The 19,998-nt window shown below is 59.5% G+C and carries 21 protein-coding genes and 1 other RNA gene; 17 read left to right on the top strand and 5 right to left on the bottom strand.

The window, feature by feature from the left end:
• Positions 1–101 precede the first annotated feature (101 nt).
• Both ridA and alr read left to right on the top strand, forming a co-directional pair.
• Entirely contained in the window at positions 102–491 is a 390-nt protein-coding gene (gene ridA / locus IEX40_RS01145; protein ID WP_188745275.1) for a deaminase RidA, read from the top strand.
• Between the two features lie 25 nt (positions 492–516).
• Complete coding sequence (gene alr / locus IEX40_RS01140) at positions 517–1,599, top strand: alanine racemase (RefSeq protein ID WP_188745274.1); 1,083 nt, start codon at positions 517–519, stop codon at positions 1,597–1,599.
• Between the two features lie 16 nt (positions 1,600–1,615).
• Here the strand turns inward: alr and IEX40_RS01135 are convergent, their stop codons facing one another.
• The 3 genes from IEX40_RS01135 to IEX40_RS01125 form a co-directional block, all read right to left on the bottom strand.
• Entirely contained in the window at positions 1,616–2,416 is an 801-nt protein-coding gene (locus IEX40_RS01135) for a response regulator (RefSeq protein ID WP_188745273.1), read from the bottom strand.
• 69 nt (positions 2,417–2,485) lie between these two features.
• Complete coding sequence (locus tag IEX40_RS01130; protein WP_188745272.1) at positions 2,486–3,118, bottom strand: helix-turn-helix domain-containing protein; 633 nt, start codon at positions 3,116–3,118, stop codon at positions 2,486–2,488.
• 81 nt (positions 3,119–3,199) lie between these two features.
• On the bottom strand, positions 3,200–3,730 hold the full coding sequence (locus IEX40_RS01125) for a DUF2058 domain-containing protein (RefSeq protein WP_188745271.1): 531 nt from the start codon (positions 3,728–3,730) through the stop codon (positions 3,200–3,202).
• Between the two features lie 155 nt (positions 3,731–3,885).
• Between IEX40_RS01125 and IEX40_RS01120 the strand changes: the two genes are divergently transcribed.
• From IEX40_RS01120 to ffs, 4 genes are all read left to right on the top strand, one after another.
• Positions 3,886–4,500: a LysE family translocator gene (locus tag IEX40_RS01120; protein WP_188745270.1), complete on the top strand. Its 615-nt coding sequence runs from the start codon at positions 3,886–3,888 to the stop codon at positions 4,498–4,500.
• 63 nt (positions 4,501–4,563) lie between these two features.
• Positions 4,564–6,003 carry a YcjX family GTP-binding protein gene (locus tag IEX40_RS01115; RefSeq protein WP_188745269.1) on the top strand — a complete coding sequence of 480 codons (1,440 nt, stop codon included), beginning with the start codon at positions 4,564–4,566 and terminating at the stop codon, positions 6,001–6,003.
• Positions 6,000–7,034, top strand: a complete 1,035-nt coding sequence (locus tag IEX40_RS01110; protein WP_188745268.1) for a TIGR01620 family protein — start codon at positions 6,000–6,002, stop codon at positions 7,032–7,034. Before IEX40_RS01115 ends, IEX40_RS01110 begins: the two co-directional genes overlap by 4 nt.
• Before the next feature lie 129 nt (positions 7,035–7,163).
• An RNA gene (gene ffs, locus IEX40_RS01105) (signal recognition particle sRNA small type) lies at positions 7,164–7,261 on the top strand.
• A gap of 48 nt (positions 7,262–7,309) precedes the next feature.
• On the opposite strand, the gene IEX40_RS01100 is transcribed toward ffs, so the two are convergent.
• Positions 7,310–8,242, bottom strand: a complete 933-nt coding sequence (locus IEX40_RS01100; RefSeq protein WP_188745267.1) for a LysR family transcriptional regulator — start codon at positions 8,240–8,242, stop codon at positions 7,310–7,312.
• Between the two features lie 134 nt (positions 8,243–8,376).
• Between IEX40_RS01100 and IEX40_RS01095 the strand changes: the two genes are divergently transcribed.
• From IEX40_RS01095 to IEX40_RS01075, 5 genes are all read left to right on the top strand, one after another.
• A complete protein-coding gene (locus tag IEX40_RS01095; protein WP_188745266.1) occupies positions 8,377–10,026 on the top strand; it encodes a thiamine pyrophosphate-dependent enzyme in 1,650 nt (549 codons plus the stop codon).
• A gap of 43 nt (positions 10,027–10,069) precedes the next feature.
• On the top strand, positions 10,070–11,494 hold the full coding sequence (locus tag IEX40_RS01090; RefSeq protein ID WP_188745265.1) for an aldehyde dehydrogenase family protein: 1,425 nt from the start codon (positions 10,070–10,072) through the stop codon (positions 11,492–11,494).
• An 83-nt stretch (positions 11,495–11,577) separates the two neighbouring features.
• Positions 11,578–12,102 carry a gamma carbonic anhydrase family protein gene (locus IEX40_RS01085; RefSeq protein WP_188745264.1) on the top strand — a complete coding sequence of 175 codons (525 nt, stop codon included), beginning with the start codon at positions 11,578–11,580 and terminating at the stop codon, positions 12,100–12,102.
• 152 nt (positions 12,103–12,254) lie between these two features.
• Positions 12,255–12,797, top strand: coding sequence for a YbhB/YbcL family Raf kinase inhibitor-like protein (locus IEX40_RS01080; protein WP_188745263.1), 543 nt, complete (start codon positions 12,255–12,257; stop codon positions 12,795–12,797).
• A 125-nt stretch (positions 12,798–12,922) separates the two neighbouring features.
• Complete coding sequence (locus IEX40_RS01075; protein WP_188745262.1) at positions 12,923–13,726, top strand: DsbA family protein; 804 nt, start codon at positions 12,923–12,925, stop codon at positions 13,724–13,726.
• Between the two features lie 26 nt (positions 13,727–13,752).
• Here IEX40_RS01075 and IEX40_RS01070 read toward each other — a convergent pair whose 3' ends face one another.
• Positions 13,753–14,811, bottom strand: a complete 1,059-nt coding sequence (locus tag IEX40_RS01070) for a sensor domain-containing diguanylate cyclase (RefSeq protein ID WP_188745261.1) — start codon at positions 14,809–14,811, stop codon at positions 13,753–13,755.
• A gap of 197 nt (positions 14,812–15,008) precedes the next feature.
• On the opposite strand from IEX40_RS01070, the gene dnaX reads away from it, so the two are divergent.
• Genes dnaX through IEX40_RS01040 form a run of 6 tightly spaced genes read left to right on the top strand, consistent with a single transcriptional unit; the run spans position 15,009 to position 19,916 of the window.
• On the top strand, positions 15,009–17,006 hold the full coding sequence (gene dnaX, locus IEX40_RS01065) for a DNA polymerase III subunit gamma/tau (protein WP_188745260.1): 1,998 nt from the start codon (positions 15,009–15,011) through the stop codon (positions 17,004–17,006).
• A 19-nt stretch (positions 17,007–17,025) separates the two neighbouring features.
• Positions 17,026–17,352, top strand: coding sequence for a YbaB/EbfC family nucleoid-associated protein (locus tag IEX40_RS01060; RefSeq protein ID WP_188745259.1), 327 nt, complete (start codon positions 17,026–17,028; stop codon positions 17,350–17,352).
• A gap of 2 nt (positions 17,353–17,354) precedes the next feature.
• Positions 17,355–17,954, top strand: a complete 600-nt coding sequence (gene recR, locus IEX40_RS01055) for a recombination mediator RecR (RefSeq protein WP_188745258.1) — start codon at positions 17,355–17,357, stop codon at positions 17,952–17,954.
• Between the two features lie 48 nt (positions 17,955–18,002).
• Positions 18,003–19,187 (top strand): ribonuclease D, encoded by a 1,185-nt coding sequence (gene rnd / locus IEX40_RS01050; RefSeq protein WP_188745257.1) that lies wholly within the window; start codon positions 18,003–18,005, stop codon positions 19,185–19,187.
• A gap of 1 nt (position 19,188) precedes the next feature.
• Positions 19,189–19,476 (top strand): YcgL domain-containing protein, encoded by a 288-nt coding sequence (locus IEX40_RS01045; protein WP_188745256.1) that lies wholly within the window; start codon positions 19,189–19,191, stop codon positions 19,474–19,476.
• A gap of 2 nt (positions 19,477–19,478) precedes the next feature.
• The gene (locus IEX40_RS01040) at positions 19,479–19,916 is read left to right on the top strand and encodes a YcgN family cysteine cluster protein (protein WP_188745255.1); all 438 of its coding nucleotides are present in this window, start codon (positions 19,479–19,481) and stop codon (positions 19,914–19,916) included.
• Positions 19,917–19,998 lie beyond the last annotated feature (82 nt).

Raw genomic sequence — 19,998 nt, 5'->3', positions numbered from 1 at the left:
ATTGGGGCTGGCGATCAGTGGGTCGCATAGGGGATGATACTGGCGTCAGGTCCTCCGCCGCTTCCTGACCCATTCCAGAAGCATTATTGAAAGGATTTACTATGTCCAATAAGAGCATTATCAGCACAGACAAGGCGCCGGCGGCGATCGGCACCTACTCGCAGGCCGTTAAGGTCGGTACCACCGTGTACATGTCGGGGCAGATCCCCCTGGTGCCGGAAACCATGGAGGTCGTTACCGAGTCCTTCGAGGCTCAGGCGGTACAGGTATTTGAAAACCTGAGTGCGGTAGCAGAGGCGGCAGGCGGCTCCCTGGCCGATATCGTCAAACTGACCATCCTGCTGTCGGACATGGATCATTTTGCCCAGGTGAACAGCGTCATGGGGCGTTACTTCAAAGAGCCGTACCCGGCGCGTGCAGCCTATGCCGTCAAGCAACTGCCCAAAGGCGTGGATATTGAAGTAGAAGGCATTATGGTGACAGCCGGCTAATCGGCTGTGGCGGAGGAGGATCTTAATGAGTCGAAAGGTGCGTGCCGATGTGGATCTGAACGCGATCCGGCATAACTACCGACTGGCCTGTGCGCAGGCGCCTAGGGCGCGTGCCGCAGCTATCGTCAAGGCCAACGCCTATGGCCACGGCGCGATCGCCGTTGCCCGGGCGCTTGAACCCGAGGTTCCAGCTTTTGGTGTGGCCTGTATCGAGGAGGCGTTGGAGCTGCGTGCCGCCGGTATCCGTAAGCCGATCATGCTGCTCGAGGGCTGCTTCGACGAAGCCGAGCTGCCGCTGGTGGATAGCCAGGATTTCTGGCCGGCGGTGCATAGCGAGCATCAGTTGTGCGCTCTGGAGCAGGCGCAGATGAAGAGCCGTTTCCCGGTATTTCTGAAGGTGGATACCGGCATGCACCGTCTGGGTTTCGCACCGGATCAGGTGCCGTCGATGGTTGAGCGTCTGCAGGCGTTGTCCTGCGTAAGTGAGGTGATCCTGATGACCCACTTCGCCCGTTCGGATGAACCGGACCAGCCCGCTACAGCGCAGCAGATCGAGTGTTTCGAAGCGTTGGCAGGTAGCTCGGGTCTTGCCGCCAGCTTGAGTAACTCGGCAGCGGTCATGGCTTGGCCAACGGCTCACCGGAACTGGCTGCGACCGGGGATGATGTTGTACGGGGCGACGCCGTTCATGGCGCCACAGCCGGTGGCCGACCAGTTGCAGCCGGCGATGACGCTGAGCACCGAGATCATCGCAATCCGTGAGGTGGCTGTGGGTGAGAGGGTCGGTTACGGCGGTACCTTCGTCTGCGAACGGCCAACCCGCATCGGCACGATCGCCATGGGCTACGGTGACGGCTACCCCCGTCATGCCAGGAATGGTACTCCGGTGGTTGTGCGCGGGCAGCGAGTGCCGGTCGCCGGTCGGGTGTCGATGGATATGATGACGATCGATCTGACCGATCTGCCGGAAGCCCGGATCGGTGATCGCGTCGAACTGTTCGGCAAGCAGTTGCCGGCGTCAGAGGTGGCACCCTGGTGCGACACCATCCCCTACACCCTGGTAACCTGTCTGACCCCCCGGGTGCCCCGTTACTACCACCACGAGTAAAGGGTAGGTGTGTGACCTACTGCCGGTCGAGCAGGCGCATCAGCAACTGCTTGACCATATTCGGTTCGAACGGCTTGTCAGCCAGCGCGTCGACGCCGGATTGGCTGATGTTGCGCAGATGGGCATCGTTGGCCTCTGAGGTCACCATCATAATCGGCAGATGGGCATGTAGCTCGGAGTGACGAATGAACTCGGCCAGCTCTGCGCCGTTTACCTCGGGCATGTTGTAGTCGGTTACGACCAGATCCACCATTTCCCGCTGCAGGCGCTCGATCGCCTCGCGGCCATCTTCCGCTTCGATCAGGTGGCGTATGCCCAGGTTGCCGAGCACGCGCATGATATGGCGGCGCGCCATGCGGCTGTCGTCGACCACCAGCACCCGCAGGCTGTCCACATCGAACATCTCCAGCTCAATGTCGTCCTGATCGAGCAGGTCCAGTGTGGCATTGAGCGCTTTGGTCAGGTGTTCCTGGTTGAACGGCTTGGGCAGGATGGCCACGACGCCGGATTGTTTGAATATCTCAAGCTGTGCGCGTCGTCTCTCGCTTGAGATCAGCATGAACGGAAGGTCGGACAGGGCTGAGTTTGAACGTATATGGCGCAGCAGCTGGTCGGCCGAGCCATCTTCATAGTGCAGCGAACTGATCACCAGATCCGGACGCAGGCGGCCGAGAAAACTGATCGCTTCGGCCTGAGTGCTGACTGCGTCGATCGCGCCGACATGCTCACCGGTCAGCTGCTGCATGATGATTTTGCGTTGCGTCGACGAGGGCTCGATCAGCAGGATATGCAGGTCATCGGTATTGATGCGAGACATTAAGCGTTCCCTTGCGCGTTCGTAATTATTTATCGCAACATTAAAGCGCCGACGCGATGATTGCCAGTGCTAAGCCGTGACCCAGAGCACGGAAGCATCCTCTTCGCCCACCGATACCAGGGCGTGTCCCATCTCGCAGTCATAATATGCGCTGTCGCCGACTCCGAGCAGGATTGGCTCATAGAATTCTGTGTACAGCATTACCTGGCCGTCGAGGACGTAGAGAAACTCTTCCCCGTCATGGCGCACCCACTCTTTGTACTCTTCGAATGCACGGGCGCGCACAACGGTACGGTAGGGGATCATCTTCTTGCTGCTCAGGGTGGTCGACAGCAGCTCATGTTCGTAGGTGGGAGTCGGATGCGGGCGTCCCTCGCCGGAGCGGGTAATGTCGCGACGACCGCCAGCGGCGCGATCGCGCTTGGGTTGGGTGAACAGTTGCGGAATATCGATGCCCAATCCATTGACCAGTTTGGTGACGGCGCTGAATGTGGGGGAGATCTGCTCGTTTTCGATCTTCGAGAGTGTCGAGCGGGCCAGGCCGGTAAGCTTGCTTGCCTCCTCGAGCGTAAGGTTTTGACTCAGGCGTATCTCACGCACGCGCTGACCGAGGTGCAGGGGCTCCACCTGTGCATCGATATCGGCAAGCTCCACCTGCAGGCTCTGTTTGTCTGACTGGAGAAAGCGGGGTTGATCGGGCATCGAAAGGGCTCCGGTCGAGAAACACTGTCTGATTAAAGGAAACTAAGTTTCCGACAGTATACCCTTACCGGAGCCGATCGATCACCACATCAGATCGTCAGGAATCTGATATTCAGCATAGGGATCGTCCTCCGCCGGCTGTTCCGACTCCGGACGCGGCAGTATGACATCGGCCAGACGCTGGGCAATGCGATCACCGATCTCGGCTGGCACCACCTGATAGCGGCCGTCGAAGAACGCGATCAGCAACTGACCGCGGGCCAGCTGTTTAAGCAGCGACTCGTCGATCCAGAGCGATTTGATCGTTTTCTCGTGGACGAAGTTATAACGGGTCTCGCCATTCGCGGGCAGGCGTACCGCGTGCTGGTTGAGCAGTTGGCGCACCTCGGCGGTAGCCGCCTTTTGTGCCTGCTCCGCCTCGCGCTGACGGTTAAGCTCCCGATCCTTCTCCGCTTTGGCCTTGCGTGCGGCCTCCAGTGCCGCCTGCTGGTCGCCAGTGTCGGCCGGGGCCTGTCCCTTCTTCTCTTTCTTTTTCTGCTGCTTGGCCTTTTTGGCCTGCTGCTTGTTGGCTATACCCGCCTTGAGGAGCTGGTCCTGGAGTGAAATCGCCATGCTGATACCCGAAATATCGTTGTTACATCAAGGGCGGCACTATACCTCATGCTGCCGCTGCCGTGGAGGCCCGGCGGAAATCTGATCGGTGTGACAGGATACCTGTCAGGGTGGATAATATCTGACGATAGCTCATTCAGGGAAAGGTGTGGAATATGTCGTGGATGTTGTGGGGCTCGCTGCTGTTGGTCTGTTTGATGGGCGCGATGTCGCCGGGACCCAGTCTTGCCGTGGTGCTGCGAGAGACGGTGCGGAACAGCCGCTGGCACGGTGTCGTCGCTGGCTTGTCGCACGCCTTAGGCGTGGGACTATGGGCGTTTTTGACCGTACATGGCCTGGCGTTGCTGGTGACCGGGCAGCAGCTGGTGTTTACCGCATTGAGTTGGGCCGGTGCCGCCTACCTGGCGTGGATGGGCGTTCAGGCCTGGCGTCATGCCGGCGAGGCGGGGGCGCTGGATGTGGGCGAAGCCCGGGTGCACTCTCTGCTGGGGGCTGCACGCGCCGGTGCCGTGATTTCATTGTTGAACCCCAAGCTGGCGCTGTTCTTCATGGCGTTGTTCTCCCAGTTCGTCAGCGCCGATCAGAGCAGTCTGACACAGTGGGTGATGATCTTGACCGCCACGCTGGTTGACGGTGCCTGGTACTCGCTGGTGGCGTTGATGCTGTCCCATCCACGTTTGCTGAAGGCGTTACGCCGGCGTGCGACGTGGGTAGAGCGAGCAACCGGAGCGCTGTTGGTGGGGCTTGCGGTCAGAGTGGTCACACTTTGAGTCAGCCGTTGCATCGGGCATGAGTTATCGCAGTTTCAGAGCCAGACTGAGTAAGGGGAGGCCATGGGTATCGGTGGCAGGCTGAAGTCCTGGATCGGTGATCAGCGCGTAGAGCAGCTGCGCGACAGGCTGGCCGAACTGGCCGAGCAAAGTACGGAGCACCACCTTCGCCTGGCGGTGACGGGCCTTAGTCAGAGTGGCAAGACCGTGTTCATTAGCGCGTTGGTGCATCACCTACTGCATGCACACAGAAGCGGCTCGCTGCCGTTCTTTGATGTGGCCACTAGTGGCAGGATCATCGGCTCCCGAGATCTCAGTGATGAATCCGGTACCCCCTTTCCGTTGCAGCAGGCGATAGCGGGCCTTGGTCGTGAGCCTCCGCATTGGCCAGCGTCTACCCGCGAGCTGTCTGAGGTGCGGCTGGCGATCCGTTACCGCCGGCCTCCGGGCCTGCGTCGAGTGCTGGGTGAGTCGGCCACGCTCTATCTCGATATTATCGACTATCCGGGCGAGTGGCTGCTCGATCTGCCGATGCTGGAGCTGAGCTTTGAGCAGTGGTGTGCGAGCCAGCAGCGGCTGTTTGAGCAGGAGCCGCGCCTGTCGGTGGCGTCGGACTGGCTGACGCGATTGCGGCAGGTCGACTGGCATGCGCCGGCCGAACCGGCACTGTTGCAGGAGCTCAGTGGAACCTACACCAGACTGCTGCACAGGCTCAGATCTGACCCCTATGCGCTGAGCCTTCTGCAGCCGGGCCGCTGCGTGTTGCCGGGCGAGCTGGAGGGCACCGAACTGCTGCAGCTCTTCCCCTTGGTTCTGCCCTCCTGGCCGATGGGGGCTATTCCGGATGGCAGTTTCCTTGCGCTACTAAAATCGCGCTATGAACAGTACCGGCAACAGGTGGTGCGACCTTTCTATCTGCGCCACTTCTCCCGCTTTGATCGTCAGGTGGTACTGGTGGACTGCCTCAAGACCCTGAATCGGGGCGAGGCCTGTTTCGAGGATATGCAGCGGGCGCTCAACGGGATATTGCAGAGCTTCAATTACGGGCGAAACGGCTTTTTACGCCGTCTGTTCAAACCCCGGATCGACCGTGTCCTGTTCGCGTCGACCAAGGCCGACCATGTGACGGCAAATCAGCACCATAATCTGGACCGTTTCCTTGAGCTGATGATCCAGGATGCACAGCGGGATATGGGTTTCGAGGGGATAGCTACGCGCTGCATGGCAATTGCGTCCGTGCGCTCGACCCAGGCCGCCGAGGCGCAGGTCGACGGTCAAACCCTCTCCTGTCTGCGCGGCTGGCGCAAGGATAGCGACGAGGAGATCGCGCTGTTTCCGGGGGAGGTGCCGACCGAACTGCCGCGTGCCGAAGACTGGACCCAGGAGCGTTTCCGTTTTATCGACTTTGCACCCAGGCGACTGCCGCAAAACGAGCTGCAGCCATCACACCATATCCGGCTCGACCAGCTGCTGGAGTATATGACCGGGGATCAGTTTCGATGAGTGAGGCCGACGGGTATCGCAAGCCGATATTGCTGGACCCGAAACAGCTCGATGCGGCAGCACCGACCAGATCGCCTGAATTGCCGGCTCGGGAGTTCCCGCTGCAGCAGGTTAGTGATGTTGGTGCCGATGACGAGACCGCGGATGCGGGTCGCGGCCCGAGTAGAAAGGGTCGCGGCGGCTGGCGTCGCCTGTTCGGTATCTCGGTAGGTGCCGTGCTGGTTTCCGGTGTCAGTATCGAGCTCTACCGCCTGCTGGACTGGTCCTTCACTACCCATCCGGCGTTGGGCGCGGTGGTGAGTAGCCTGTTGCTGCTGCTGACGATTAGCGGCAGCGTGCAACTCTGGCGCAGCTTCAGGGGCTTGCGCCAGTTGAGCCAGATCGAGCGGATTCAGACGGATGCCAGGGCTTTGTTGCAGCACAAGGGGCAGGGCGGCGCCAGTGCGCTGCTCCGAGAACTGCAACGACACTACCGCAACACTCCGGAGGAGCAGCGGTTGAACGAAACGATTCGGCTGCTCGATTCGGCCTATAGCGACAGCGAGATCGTGCGCTACCTGTCCCATCATGCGCTCAGTGAACAGGATGAACGGGCGCGACGCTGCGTTCAGCGTTATGCCGTCGAGTCCGGTGTGCTGGTGGCGCTGAGTCCCTGGGCCAGTTTCGATATGCTGCTGGTGGGCTGGCGCAATCTGCGCATGCTGCGTGAGGTTGCCGGCATTTACGGTGTCGCGCCGGGGGCGTCGACGCAGTGGATATTGCTGAAACGGGTGCTGCACAACCTGGCCTTCGCCGGACTCAGCGAGATGGCGATCGACGCCGGATCGGCGGCGCTGGGCAGCTCGCTGACAGCGACCCTGTCGGCGCGAGCCGGGCAGGGGCTGGGCGCCGGGCTGTTTACGGCGCGTACCGGGTTGCAGGCGCAGCGGCTGTGCCGTCCGCTGCCGTTAGATCAGGTCGATCAATCGTTGATCAAGTCGGTAGCGAAGGGGATTGTCGAGCGTCTGGGACAGTCGAAACCCGCAGAGTAACCCTCATTGTCTGGCGTTACGTTTGGCGTTTGCATTCACCGAGCGCGATGCTTATACTGCGCGCCTGTTCCGATTTACAAGGCTCTTGCGCCTTTCCGGAACAGGGCGAAAGCCACGTTATGGTGGCTCTGCCGGTCCTCTCGCAACGATACACCGTGAACCTGGTCAGGCCCGGAAGGGAGCAGCCACAGCGGTCGACTCGTGTGCCGGGATGTAGGCTGGTGGGGCCACCCCCAGTTTCCCTTGGTTACTCCCCATCTTGTTCCTTATCCTGTCTAACGATTGATCGGCGTGCCGATCCAGTGCTGGACCAAGTTCTCCTGCTGTACGCACTCCCGGATCACCTCCATCATTTTGATGGTTCGAAGGCGAAGCGGTTTCCTGGCATCGACGGCCAGGTAGACATCGCGCAGTACCTCGGGATTGACGATTTTGAAGCCCTGCACCTCACCTCTCTCCTCTAGATGATAGAACGCGGATGAGGGCAGAATAATGTTGCACAGTCCCTGAGCGGAAAATCTCAGCCCGGTGAGCAGTTGGCCGTAGGGGCGCTTCTTGCGCAGGCTGATCCCCGTGGACTTTTCGTATCGCGCGGTTATGTAACCCAGTGACTCCTTCTCCGAGGTCATCACGATTTCATGATCCACCAGGGCAGCAAAATCGATCTCCTTTCCCTGCTGATTTAGCGTTCCCGGTTTGCAGACAAAGAATAGATTTTCTTTAATCAGCGGGTATTTGATTATGTCCGGATCCTTTTGCCCATCCTCGTAAATGATCGCCAAGTCGGCTTCACCGCTGGATAAAAGTTTTTTGACGTCGTATGACAGTCCGGTTCTTAGGTCGAGATCGACACCAGGGTATTTTTTCTCCAGGGCTTTGAACAGCGGCAGGGCGAGGATATTGTCTGTGGCCTGGTTCATGGCCACGACAAAGGTGCCCTGAATGCTCCTGTTCAGGTCTGAAATTTCACCCAACGCCTGCTCCATCTGCTGCACCACCGAGGCGGCGTGGAAATGAAACAGTTCGCCGGCATCGGTCAGCTGCACACCACCGTGCCCGCGGGTGAACAGGTCGGCACCCACCTCATGCTCCAGTTTAGAGATCTGGATGCTCAATGCAGGCTGTGCCACGTCCAGCGTTCTCGCAGCTGCGGCGATACTGCCGTGCTCGGCGATGCTTAGAAAAAACTTCAGCTGCTTGATGTTCATCAGGGGCTCTCAAATGGTTTTTTCCGAGTCTATAACATTTTGATTATACCCGATGCAGCGAAACGATACTTCCTGGCTTTGTAACCGCTCTCTATTATCGCTCGCAGTTAATATGTGAGGCGTGTTGGTGTGTGATGAAAAAAATAACAGGCGGTGAGGCCATTATCGATTCCGTTATTGCCAACGGTGTTGATACCATTTTTGGCATTCCCGGTGCCCAGATCTATCCGCTGTTCGACGGAATCTACAAACAGAAGCTCAACCTGATCGTGCCGCGTCACGAGCAGAGTGCGGCTTATATGGCCATGGGCTATGCGAAATCCAGCGGCAAGACTGGTACTTTTGCTGTCGTGCCCGGGCCGGGGGTCCTGAATACCGCGGCAGCTCTGTGTACGGCGATGGGTAACTGTAGCCCTATCGTCGGTCTGACCGGCCAGGTGCCGACCAGCTTTGTCGGCAGGGGGCGTGGTCATCTGCATGAGCTTAAGGATCAGGCCGGTACGCTGAAGTCGATCATCAAGGACGCCTTCACCATCGATAACCCCCAGCAAACCTCCGCCATAGTAAACCAGGCCTACGAAACTGCCCGCAGCGGTCGTCCAGGGCCGGTGAGCATTGAGATGTGCTGGGACACCATGGCCGCGGTAGACGAGTTCGAGGCACTGGACCCGAAGCCGGCAGCAGAGGCCGGACCCGAGTTGAATCTGGATGCACTCAAGGCGGCCGCCGAACTGATCGCCAGGGCGCGCAAACCGATGATCATGTGTGGCGCGGGTGCACTGCATGCAGCCGAAGAGGTGGGCGCACTGGCCGAGCTGCTGAACGCGCCGGTAACCGGTTTTCGCAGTGGCCGTGGAGTCGTGTCCGAAGATCATCCGCTGGGCATGGGGCCGGTGGCGGCAAGACAGCTGTGGGACGATTGCGATCTGCTGATCGGCATCGGCTCGCGGCTGGAGATGCCCTATATGCGTTGGGGCAACTACATGCAGTATGAGCAGAAGCCTAGCCGGGGACCGAAACTGATCCGCATCGATATCGATCCGGCGCAGATGGAGATCTTTGCCCCCGATCTGGGTTTGGTTGGCGATTCGGCCGCGGTATGTCGCGCGCTCTATGATCAGTTGCAGGGGCGGATGAATCCCGATCCGGCGTGGCTGGATGATATCGCGACGGCCAAAGTTGTGGCCTGGAGGGCGATTCAGAAGGTTCAGCCACAGCTGTCCTATCTGAGCGTGATTCGCGACGTACTACCGCGCGATGGGTTCTATGTACCCGAGCTGTCGCAAATGGGCTTTGCCACCTGGATCGGCGGCCTGCCGGTTTATGCTCCGCGTACCTTCATCGACAGCGGCTACCAGGGCACCCTCGGTTTCGGTTTTCCCACCGCGCTCGGGGTCAAGGTGGCCAACCCGGACAAGGCGGTGGTGTCGGTCTGCGGCGACGGCGGTTTCATGTTCGGTGCCCAGGAGCTGATGACCGCCGTCGAGTTCAATATCGGCCTGGTGACCATCATCGTCAACAACAACTCTTACGGCAATGTGCGTCGGGATCAGGCGTTGGGTTATGGGGCGCGCTACTCGGGCTCCGAGCTGGCGACTCCGGATTTCGTCAAGTTTGCCGAGAGCTTTGGGGCTGCCGGTTATCGCGTTCATACGCCGGAACAGCTGAAGCCGGTATTGGAAAAATGTATCGCGCTGAACCAGCCTTGTCTGATCGAGATTGTCTGTGAACGAGGGGCAGAAGCCTCTGCCTGGGAGTTTATCCATCCCAAAAGCGCGCTTTGATTACCGAGAGCCAGCCCTGTAAAGAATAAAAGTGGAGAAGAGTATGAACCATTATCCGATGACCATTAACGGTGAGGCGGTTGACAGCAGCGACAGGCTTGAGGTGATCAATCCGGCCACGGGGCAGGTGTTTGCGACCTGTGCCCTGGCCAACGAAGCCCATGTGCAGCAAGCGGTTGCAGCCGCCAAGACGGCGTTTAAAACCTGGGGTGTCCGGCCCGACAGCGAGCGCAAGGCGCTGATCCACCAGGTCGCGGCCTGTATAGAAGAGAACAGTGAAGAGTTGATCAAGCTGATCACCCTCGAGACCGGCAAGCCGGTGGCGGGCTTGGGCGGGGTCGGGGCCACCATGGAGGTGATGGGCTCGGCGGGCTGGTCCCATGTCACCGCGGATATCGACTTGGCGGAGGAGGTGATTCAGGATGACGAGACAGCGTATGTCGCCGTCACCCGCAAGCCGCTAGGTGTCGTGGCCTCGGTCACACCATGGAACTGGCCGCTGCTGATCGCGATCTGGCACGTAATCTCGGCTATTCGGGTCGGTAATACCGTGGTAATCAAACCGTCCGAGAACACACCGCTGGCGACCGCTCGTTTCGTCGAGTTGGCCAATACCGTGTTACCGCCGGGGGTACTCAATATCGTTGTCGGTCGAGGTGATGTGGGGCAGGCGCTGGCATCCTCGGACAGTGTGCAGAAGATCGTATTCACCGGTTCCACGCATACCGGCAAGCGGATCATGGCATCGGCGGCTGCAAGCCTGAAGCGTATGGTGCTGGAGCTAGGCGGTAACGATGCCGCCATCGTGTTGCCTGATGCGGATCTGGATAAGCTGGCAGCCGAGATCTTCGCTGCCGCCTTCCACAACAACGGTCAAACCTGTGCCTGTCTTAAGCGGCTGTACGTGCACGAGAGTTTGTATGACGACCTATGCCGGAGGCTGGCCGTGCTGGCGAAGCAGGTGAAGGTCGGTAACGGGTTTGAGGACGGCACCGAACTGGGACCTTTGCAAAACGAAGCGCAATTGAAGGTCGTCGAAGATCTGGTGGCCAGATCCCGCGAAGAGGGTGGGCAGATACTCGCCGGTGGCGAGCGCTTACCCGGTGACGGATTCTTCTTCCAGCCCACTATTGTTGCCGGGCTTAGCAACGGCAACGCTCTGGTTGATAGCGAGCAGTTTGGCCCGGTTTTGCCGGTGATCCAATATGCCACAGTCGATGAGGCAGTGAGGATGGCCAACGACAGTCCCAATGGCCTGGGCGGTTCGGTCTGGGGCTCCGATGTGGGGGCGGCTGAGAGCGTGGCGCGTCAGCTCGAGTGCGGTACGGTCTGGATCAACGGCCATGGCGGCATCCAGCCGGATGCGCCCTTCGGTGGTATCAAGGAGTCCGGCTTCGGTGTCGAGTTCGGGCGTTACGGGCTGGAGGAGTGCACGTCGATCCAGACCCTGAAGATTCACCGTGGCTGAATCTCCTTAAATCGCTGCCGTATAATCACCCAGGAGGTGCCGGCTGGCACCCCTTGGTTTTTTTATTTTGGGAGATAGGCGAAATGGCTATTTATGCGCTGGCCAAGCGGGTGCCGCAGATCGCTGAAGACTGCTTTGTCGCGGAACAGGCGACGGTAATCGGCAGTGTTGAACTCGCCACAGGGGTGAGTGTCTGGCCGCAAGCGGTGTTGCGCGGCGACAACGAGCCGATATCGATCGGGCGCCACAGCAACGTGCAGGAGGGGGCGGTTCTGCATACTGACCCGGGATTTGCGTTGAAGGTTGGAGCGGGCGTTACCATCGGCCACCAAGCGATGCTGCACGGCTGTACCGTCGGCGATGGCGCGCTTATCGGTATCCAAGCGGTGGTGCTGAATGGTGCTGTGATCGGTAACAACTGCCTGGTGGGCGCTGGGGCAGTGGTCACCGAGGGTAAGGTGTTCGAAGACAACTCGCTTATACTCGGCGCACCGGCAAAGGCGGTGCGCCGGCTCAGCGAGGAGATGATCGCCAACCTGAAGGCAAATGCCGAGCATTACGTCGAGAAGGGGCGCGAATACACCCAAAACCTCAGGCGGCTGGATTAAGTCACCCTTCTGACACCGCCTCGACTATTGAAAGAGGCCGGGCCGGTGACAACCTTGAGGCTGCATCCGTCTGGCAGCGGGCCGCTAGGAGTTGGTGCCACTCTCCCTATAGCGCTAGTCTTATTGGAATCATCAACAACAGGGAGGTCATCATGCGTTTAATTACTGCGATTCTAGCCACCAGTGTTTGCTTCGCCACTGCCGCACACGCGGAGATGACAGTTAGGTCGGCAGATCTGCAGCCGGGACAGATGATGGCGATGGCGCAGGTCTTCAACGGCTTCGGATGTGAGGGTGAGAACATCTCGCCGGAGTTGGAGTGGTCGGGTGCGCCGGAGGGAACCAAGAGCTTCGCCATCATGGCCTATGATCCGGACGCCCCCACGGGTTCTGGCTGGTGGCACTGGACGGTGTTCAATATTCCAGCCAACGTTACCAGGGTTGAGACCGGTGCAAGCGGCGAAGGGATGCTCCCCCCGGGCGCAATCGAGGGACGCACCGATTTCGGCGTTTCCGGTTATGGTGGTGCCTGTCCGCCGATTGGCCATGGAGATCACCGTTACACGTTCACGGTTTACGCGCTTTCTGAAGAGACGCTTGCTCTCGATGCCAACGCGCCAGCGGCTATGGTTGGCTATTTCGTGCGTGGCAAAGCGCTGGACCAGGCAAGCGTCGAGGTGACTTACGGTCGCTAATGTTCGGAGTGTCAGCCGCGAGTCGATCTCGATTGAAGCACTAAACGCCGGCGACAGGCTATGCTGACAGCTACCGGGTTGCTACTGGCCTGGTCTGCTGTCAGTCGTTTTTGGGGGAGTAACAGATGAAGTTATCTTTGTCGACGGGGCTGGTTGGTCTTGTATTGTTTGTGTTCGCCAGCGCAGTCATTGCTGCCGAGTCGGATCAGCCCGATATCGATAAACTGATCGACCAGAAGATCCAGGAGTACGTCAACAGCGAGGCGTTTCAGCAGCGCATCGAGAATGGGATTGTGCAGTTCATCCAAAAACAGAACCAGGCGCGGGCGGAACAGGAGCGCAGGGCGCGTGAGGAGAAGATCCAGAACGTTGCGCCGGTAGACCCTGCGTCCGAGTATGTGCGCGGTGCTACGGATGCCCCGTTTACATTGATCGAGTACTCCGACTACGAATGCCCCTACTGCAAGCGCTTCCATGCAACGGTGTTGCAGTTTATGGAACGTAATCCGGATGTGAACTGGGTGTATCGCCATTTCCCGCTGAACTTCCATAACCCGGGTGCGCAGAAACAGGCTGAGGCAGCCGAGTGCGCGGGCTTTCTGGGCGGCGGCGAGGCGTTCTGGCGCTATAGCGATCTGATCTTCGAGCGCACCCGCTCCAATGGCAAGGGCTTCCCGCTGTCTCAACTGGTGCCTCTGGCAGCTGAGATCGGGTTGGATGAGGATGCTTTCAAACCCTGCCTCGACAGCGAGCAGTTCAAGGCCAGAGTGGAGCAGCAGATGGCGAACGGCATGCAAGCCGGTGTAACCGGGACGCCCGGCAGCTTCCTGCGCCACAACGCCAGCGGCGAGCTGGTGCCGATTGGCGGTGCGCAGCCGTTACGGGCACTGGAAAGTGTGCTTCAGCAGATGAAGGAAGCGCTTAAATAATGCTGGGTTATCGGGTTCGCGGCGTTTCAGTCTCTGCTCAATAGAATCCGATTGCGCCCACTGTGTTTGGCTTCATATAGCGTTGTGTCTGCGCGCTTGAGTAGACTGTCGTAGTCGTCATCCGGTCGCAGTCGGGTGACGCCGCCGCTGACGGTTAGATGGATCTGCGAGCCATCGCTGGTTTTGAATGCTGTCCCGCAAAACGCCTCATGGATACGCTTGCTAGCCCGCAATGCCGCCAGTTCGTCGATAAACGGCATCAGGATGATGAACTCCTCGCCACCGTAGCGGAAGCCATCGTCGGAAGCGCGCAGGTTGTGGCGGATTATATCGGCAAAACGCTTCAGTACCTCATCGCCAAACAGGTGCCCCCAACGGTCGTTGACCTCCTTGAACCGGTCCAGATCCAGCATTACCAGCGCCATCGGTTGGTCGTAGCGTTTGCACAGCTTGATCTGGCGGTTGATCTCCAGCCGCAGTTGGCGAGCGTTAAACAGCTGGGTCAGGTCGTCGATCTGGCTTAGCTGGCGGTAGCGGCTCTCGCTCTGTCTCAGCTCCTGCTCGGCGGATTTGCGTTCGGTAATGACGACCAGGGTTTCAATGGCGCCGACAATCCTCTGCTCGCGATCCAGCAGTGGTGCAGCGGTAAATGATAGCCACTCGCCGGCATCGCCGATATCGGGAAAGAAATCCTCCGCCACGTAAGCGCCTTCAATCAGGTCAGAAGGCCTATATTTACCGGCATAGTGTTTGTCCAGCATCGCCTGCGGTGCGTGATCCACAATCAGGTCAGCCATGGTGGGACGCTGGTGGGAATAAAAGGGCATCCATTGGTTCCGGGTACCAATCATCTGCTTGGCGGGCAGGCCCGAAGCACGGGCTAGCGCCAGATTCCAGTGGGTGATGACATGCTCTGCGTTGATGGCAAAAGTGGGGATTGCCAGCTTATTGATCAGCTCCTCCGGAGTAAATGGCGAGAGTTCGTCCTGCCGCCTGAGTTCGCCACTGGACTCGGGTGTTTGCGAAGTCGATGGCAGTTGCGGTGAGCTCGCAAGGGGAAGCGATTCATGCTGCAGTTCTTGCATTTAGGGTGCGCCGGGTTGGCCCGTTCCATGTGGCGTTAAATGAAAACCATCGTAAATTAAAGGTTAATCCGAGTCAGTTATAGATTAGTCGCAGTTGTACTGGAGTAAAGCAGGAGGCGGTGCTAACGACTCAGGGCTGGGGTCATGTTAATATCTGCGCCTTGCAATAAGATCAGACGCAAGCAGCACGAGGCACAATGAGCTATCAGGTTTTGGCACGGAAATGGCGGCCTCGCCGTTTTCAGGAGATGGTGGGGCAGGAGCATGTTCTGAAGGCGCTGGTCAATGCGCTGGATGACGACCGCCTCCATCATGCCTATTTGTTCACAGGGACGCGCGGAGTCGGAAAAACATCGATTGCCCGCTTGTTTGCCAAATCACTTAACTGCGAGCATGGGGTCTCTTCCGAACCCTGCGGCCAGTGTACCGCCTGTCGCGAAATTGCCGAGGGGCGGTTCGTCGACCTGATCGAGGTCGATGCGGCATCGCGGACAAAGGTGGAGGATACGCGTGAACTGCTGGAGAACGTGCAGTATGCGCCGACCCATGGCCGGTTCAAGGTGTACCTGATCGACGAGGTGCATATGCTCTCCAGCCACTCCTTTAACGCGTTGCTGAAAACGCTGGAGGAGCCGCCGCCACACGTTAAATTCCTGCTCGCGACGACCGATCCGCAGAAGTTGCCGGTCACCATTCTGTCCCGCTGTCTGCAGTTCAACCTGAAGAACCTGGTGCCTGAGCGCATCGTCAACCATCTCAAGCATGTGCTTGGCGAAGAGACAATTGCATTCGATGAGCCCGCGTTGTGGCTGTTGGCGCGCTCGGCGGATGGCTCCATGCGCGACGCGCTCAGTTTGACCGATCAGGCGATCGCGTTTGGCGCCGGCAGTGTTACCGAGAACGATGTGCGGGCGATGCTCGGCACCATCGACCAGCGGCTGGTCTACCGGATACTGGAGGCGATCGCCAGCCATGACGGTGCCGAGGTGCTGTCCGCCAGTGCGGAACTCGCCGGATTTTCGCCCGATTACGCCGGTGTGCTGGGCGAGTTGATCAGCCTGTTGCACCGTGTCGCCTTGGCCCAGGCGGTGCCGGAGGCGGTCGATAACAGTTTGGGCGATCTCGAACAGGTGCGTGAACTCGCGTCCAGAATGCGTGCCGAAGATGTCCAGCTCTACTACCAGATCGCGGTCATGGGGCGTAAGGATCTGCCGTTTGTACCCCATGCCCGGGAGGGGCTGGAGATGATTCTGCTGCGCATGCTGGCGTTTCGACCCGCTGGCGCCGCAGCCTCGCCCGTTCCGGCGCCGTCTCAGCAGAGTGCGCCCTCGCCAGCCGATAAGCCGAGCCCGGCACCCGCTGCGCCGACACCGAAAGCACCAGCGCCGGAAGCTTCCGTACCGATGCCTGCGCCCGCAGCGCCGACCCAGCAGCCTGAACCGTCTCAGCCGGCGCCTGAACCCATCCGGCAGGAGGCGCGTAAGCCGCCTGCGATGCAGCAGGAGCGCTATTCGGCTCCGGTAATGGATGAGCCGCCGGCGATGGATGAACCTCCTCCCTGGGATGAATATGATGCGGCACCCGTTGGTGCGGCACCCGCGGGTGCTGCGCCTGTCGAGGAGATCGCTCCGGTAAAAAAGCCTGAAGCTGCAGCTGCCCCGCAACAGGCGGTGGCAGCCGTTTCTGAGCCTGCGAGTCCGGCCACCGATCAGCCGATCTCGGCTCAGGTTGCCGGGGGGCTAGCTGCCCCCCGTGCGGTTCCGTTCGGCGAAACCTATCAGCCAATGCCGGAGCGAGTGGAGGAGCTGGCTCCTGAGCACTGGATTGCGCTGGTGTCTGAGCTCGGCTTGACCGGTATGACCGATAGTCTCGCTCGTGCCTTGTCGCTGGAGCAGGTCAGTGCAACGATGCTCTGCTTCCACTACGGCGCCGAGCAGGATGCGCTGTTGAACGAAACCCAGCGCAGCCGTATTGCCGATGCCTTGAGTAACCGCTTGGGATCGCAGCTGCAGGTCGAATACCGGGAAGCGGCACAGACCCGTGAAACGCCGGCACAATATTCCGTTCGCCGACGCCTGGAACGAAAGGCGGAGGCGGTCGCCGCGCTCAAGGATGATCCGCTGGTACAGCAGATTATCGAGCAGTTCGGGGCACATATCGAAGAAGAATCTGTCACACCCTTAGACCCCTCATGAAAATACAGAGGAAGCGAACATGATGAAAGGTGGCATGGGCAACCTGATGAAACAGGCCCAGAAGATGCAGGAAGAGATGCAGAAGGCGCAGGAGCGGATCGCTGCTGCAGAGGTGACCGGTGAGTCCGGCGCAGGCCTGGTCAGCGTGGTGATGAACGGTCGTCACGACGTGAAGAAGGTGTCTATCGATGACAGCCTGCTGGAGGAGGAGAAGGAGATCCTTGAGGATCTGATCGCGGCGGCGGTTAACGACGCCGTGCGCCGGATCGAACAGAACACTCAGGAGCAGATGGCCAAAGTGACCTCCGGCATGGGTATGCCGCCGGGCTTCAAGATGCCGTTCTGATCATGGCGTTCAGTCCGTTACTGCAAAATCTGGTGAACGCCCTGCGCTGTTTGCCGGGGGTTGGGCCGAAGTCGGCACAACGTATGGCCTTGCACCTGCTGGAGCGTGACCGCACCGGTGCACAGACGCTGTCCAGTGCGCTGGTCGAGGCAGTCGAGAAGATCGGCGAATGCAGCCAGTGCCGTACGCTGTCGGAAGATCCCGTATGTGAGATCTGCGCCAGTCAGTCGCGTGATCGTACCCTGCTCTGTGTATTGGAATCGCCGGTGGATATGATGGCGATCGAGCAGACCGGGGGCTTCAATGGTGTCTACTATGTGCTTAAGGGGCATCTGTCGCCGATTGACGGTGTAGGGCCTGAAGCGCTGGGAATCGATCAGTTACTCGATCGCATCGATCAGGGTGAAGTGGAAGAGCTGATTCTCGCCACTAACCCCACGGTGGAGGGTGAGGCGACCTCGCACTACATTGCCGAGCAGTTGCGCGATCATCCTGTCCGGATTACCCGCATAGCGCACGGGGTGCCGGTTGGCGGTGAACTGGAGTTTGTTGATGGCGGTACCTTGGCGCACGCGCTGGCCGGGCGCCGTTCGCTGCGATAGGGTGTTGTGAAAGGGTGTCCAGATAGTGCGTTGTGATAGGGAGTTGAGATGACCCAAGAGTCCGGGGCCTGGGATTGGCGTAAACTGGAGGCATCTGCCGCACAACCGACATGGATTCGTGACAGTTCCACGCTCGCGACATATTGCGAGCGTTGGCGTCAACTGCCGATGGTTGCGCTGGATACAGAGTTCATGCGGGTCGATACCTTTTATCCGCGGCCCGGCCTGATTCAGTTGTCCGATCAGTTTGACTGCTATCTGATCGATCCGCTGTCGATCGAGGATTTCAGTGCTTTCGTCGAGTTGCTCGCCGACAGCGCCGTACTTAAGGTGGTGCATGCCGGCAGCGAGGATCTCGAACTGTTTTTAAACAGCTACGGGGTGTTGCCGGAACCGCTGTTCGATACCCAGGTGGCGGCGGCATTTGCCGGTTGGGGCTTCAGCATGGGGTTGCAGCGTCTGGTTGCACACGCGCTTGATGTGCAGCTGGGCAAGGGCGAAACCACGTCGGATTGGTTGCAGCGGCCGCTGACACCGGAGCAGGAGCACTATGCCGCCTTGGATGTGGCCTATTTGCCGGCCATCGCGCTGGAGCTGCAGGCGCAGCTGAAACAACTGCAGCGCCTTGACTGGGTGCTGGAGGAGTGTGCCGACCAGCGCCTGTCGGTGATCGATACCGACCCGGAGGGTTTGGCCTATTACCAGCGTTTCAGTCAGGTATGGAATATCTCCGACGTAAAGCGGGCAGGTCTCAGAGACCTGACCGCTTGGCGAGAGAGGGCAGCCCGCGCTCGGGATATCCCGCGCAACCGGCTGCTGCGCAACCAGCACCTGCTTGCCATCATCGAGCGCTGGCCGACGACGTTGCAAGCGTTGGGGCGGGTGCCGGAGATACGGCGTAAGGTGGTTCGAGAGGATGGCGAGGCGATTCTTGCCTGTCTGTTGAATGCGGAGCAATCGGCGATAGCCAATCCACCGGCGCCGATCCAGCGGCCCCTGCATTATGCCTGGAACAAGCGCATCAAGGCGCTGAAGGCGATCGGGCGAGAGGTTGCCGAGGATCAGAGTCTGGCGGTTGAGGTATTGCTGCGCAAGCGCGATATTGATGCATTGATCCAGAGCCGTGACGAGCAGGGTGGATACAGCCTGCCGCCGGCGCTGCAGGGCTGGCGCCGACCGCTGGTTGGCGAGCGGTTGCTGGCGCGCTTGAACGAGTTTGAACGAGAGAGTTGATATGAAAATCTGCAGTATCTACAAAAGTCCGCGTAAGGATGAGATGTACCTGTACGTGGACAAGCGCGAAGCGCTGACTCGAGTGCCCGAGCCGTTGCTGGAGATGTTCGGCAAGCCGGTACATGTGATGGATATGCCGCTCAAAAGTGATCGCAAGCTGGCGCGGGTGGAATCCGGGAAGGTGCTCGAAGGATTGGAGGAGAAGGGATACTACCTGCAGATGCCGCCGCCGAAGGAGGAGTATCTGCTTAACCTGCACAAGGATCGTCCCGAGACCGGGGTTCGCTAGGTATGTCTCAAGAGGTGTTCTGGCGTCGCAAGACGCTGCAGCAGATGACGCCCAGCGAATGGGAGTCGCTCTGTGACGGTTGTGCGCTCTGCTGTTTGCACAAGGTGGAAGACGAGGATACCCATGAGGTGTTCTACACCACAGTGCTCTGTCATCTGCTCGACAGGGATACCTGCAGTTGCACGGAGTATGAGCGTCGCTGTCAGCTGGTGCCCAGCTGCGTCAAGCTGAAGCCCGAGGATGTAGAGGCGTTCCACTGGCTACCGCCGACCTGCTCCTATCGGCTGGTACACGAAGGTAAAGACCTGCCCGAGTGGCACCCGCTGCTGACCGGCGATCGCAGTACGGTAATCAAGGCGCATGCCTCGGTACTGAGCTATTATGAGGTGCTGGACAACGAGATTCACGAAGAGGAGTTGATCAACTTCGTGATCGACTGACCCCTGGCAGGCGCCGCTCTTGAACATCCACGTTCTTCGCGGCATACAGTACGACCTGTACATAAAAAAAGAGCGCCGAAGC

Origin of the sequence: Marinobacterium zhoushanense, from assembly GCF_014641945.1 — a bacterium.
Classification (GTDB): Bacteria; Pseudomonadota; Gammaproteobacteria; order Pseudomonadales; family Balneatricaceae; genus Marinobacterium_D; species Marinobacterium_D zhoushanense.
This window is presented reverse-complemented; position numbering and strand designations above follow the sequence as displayed.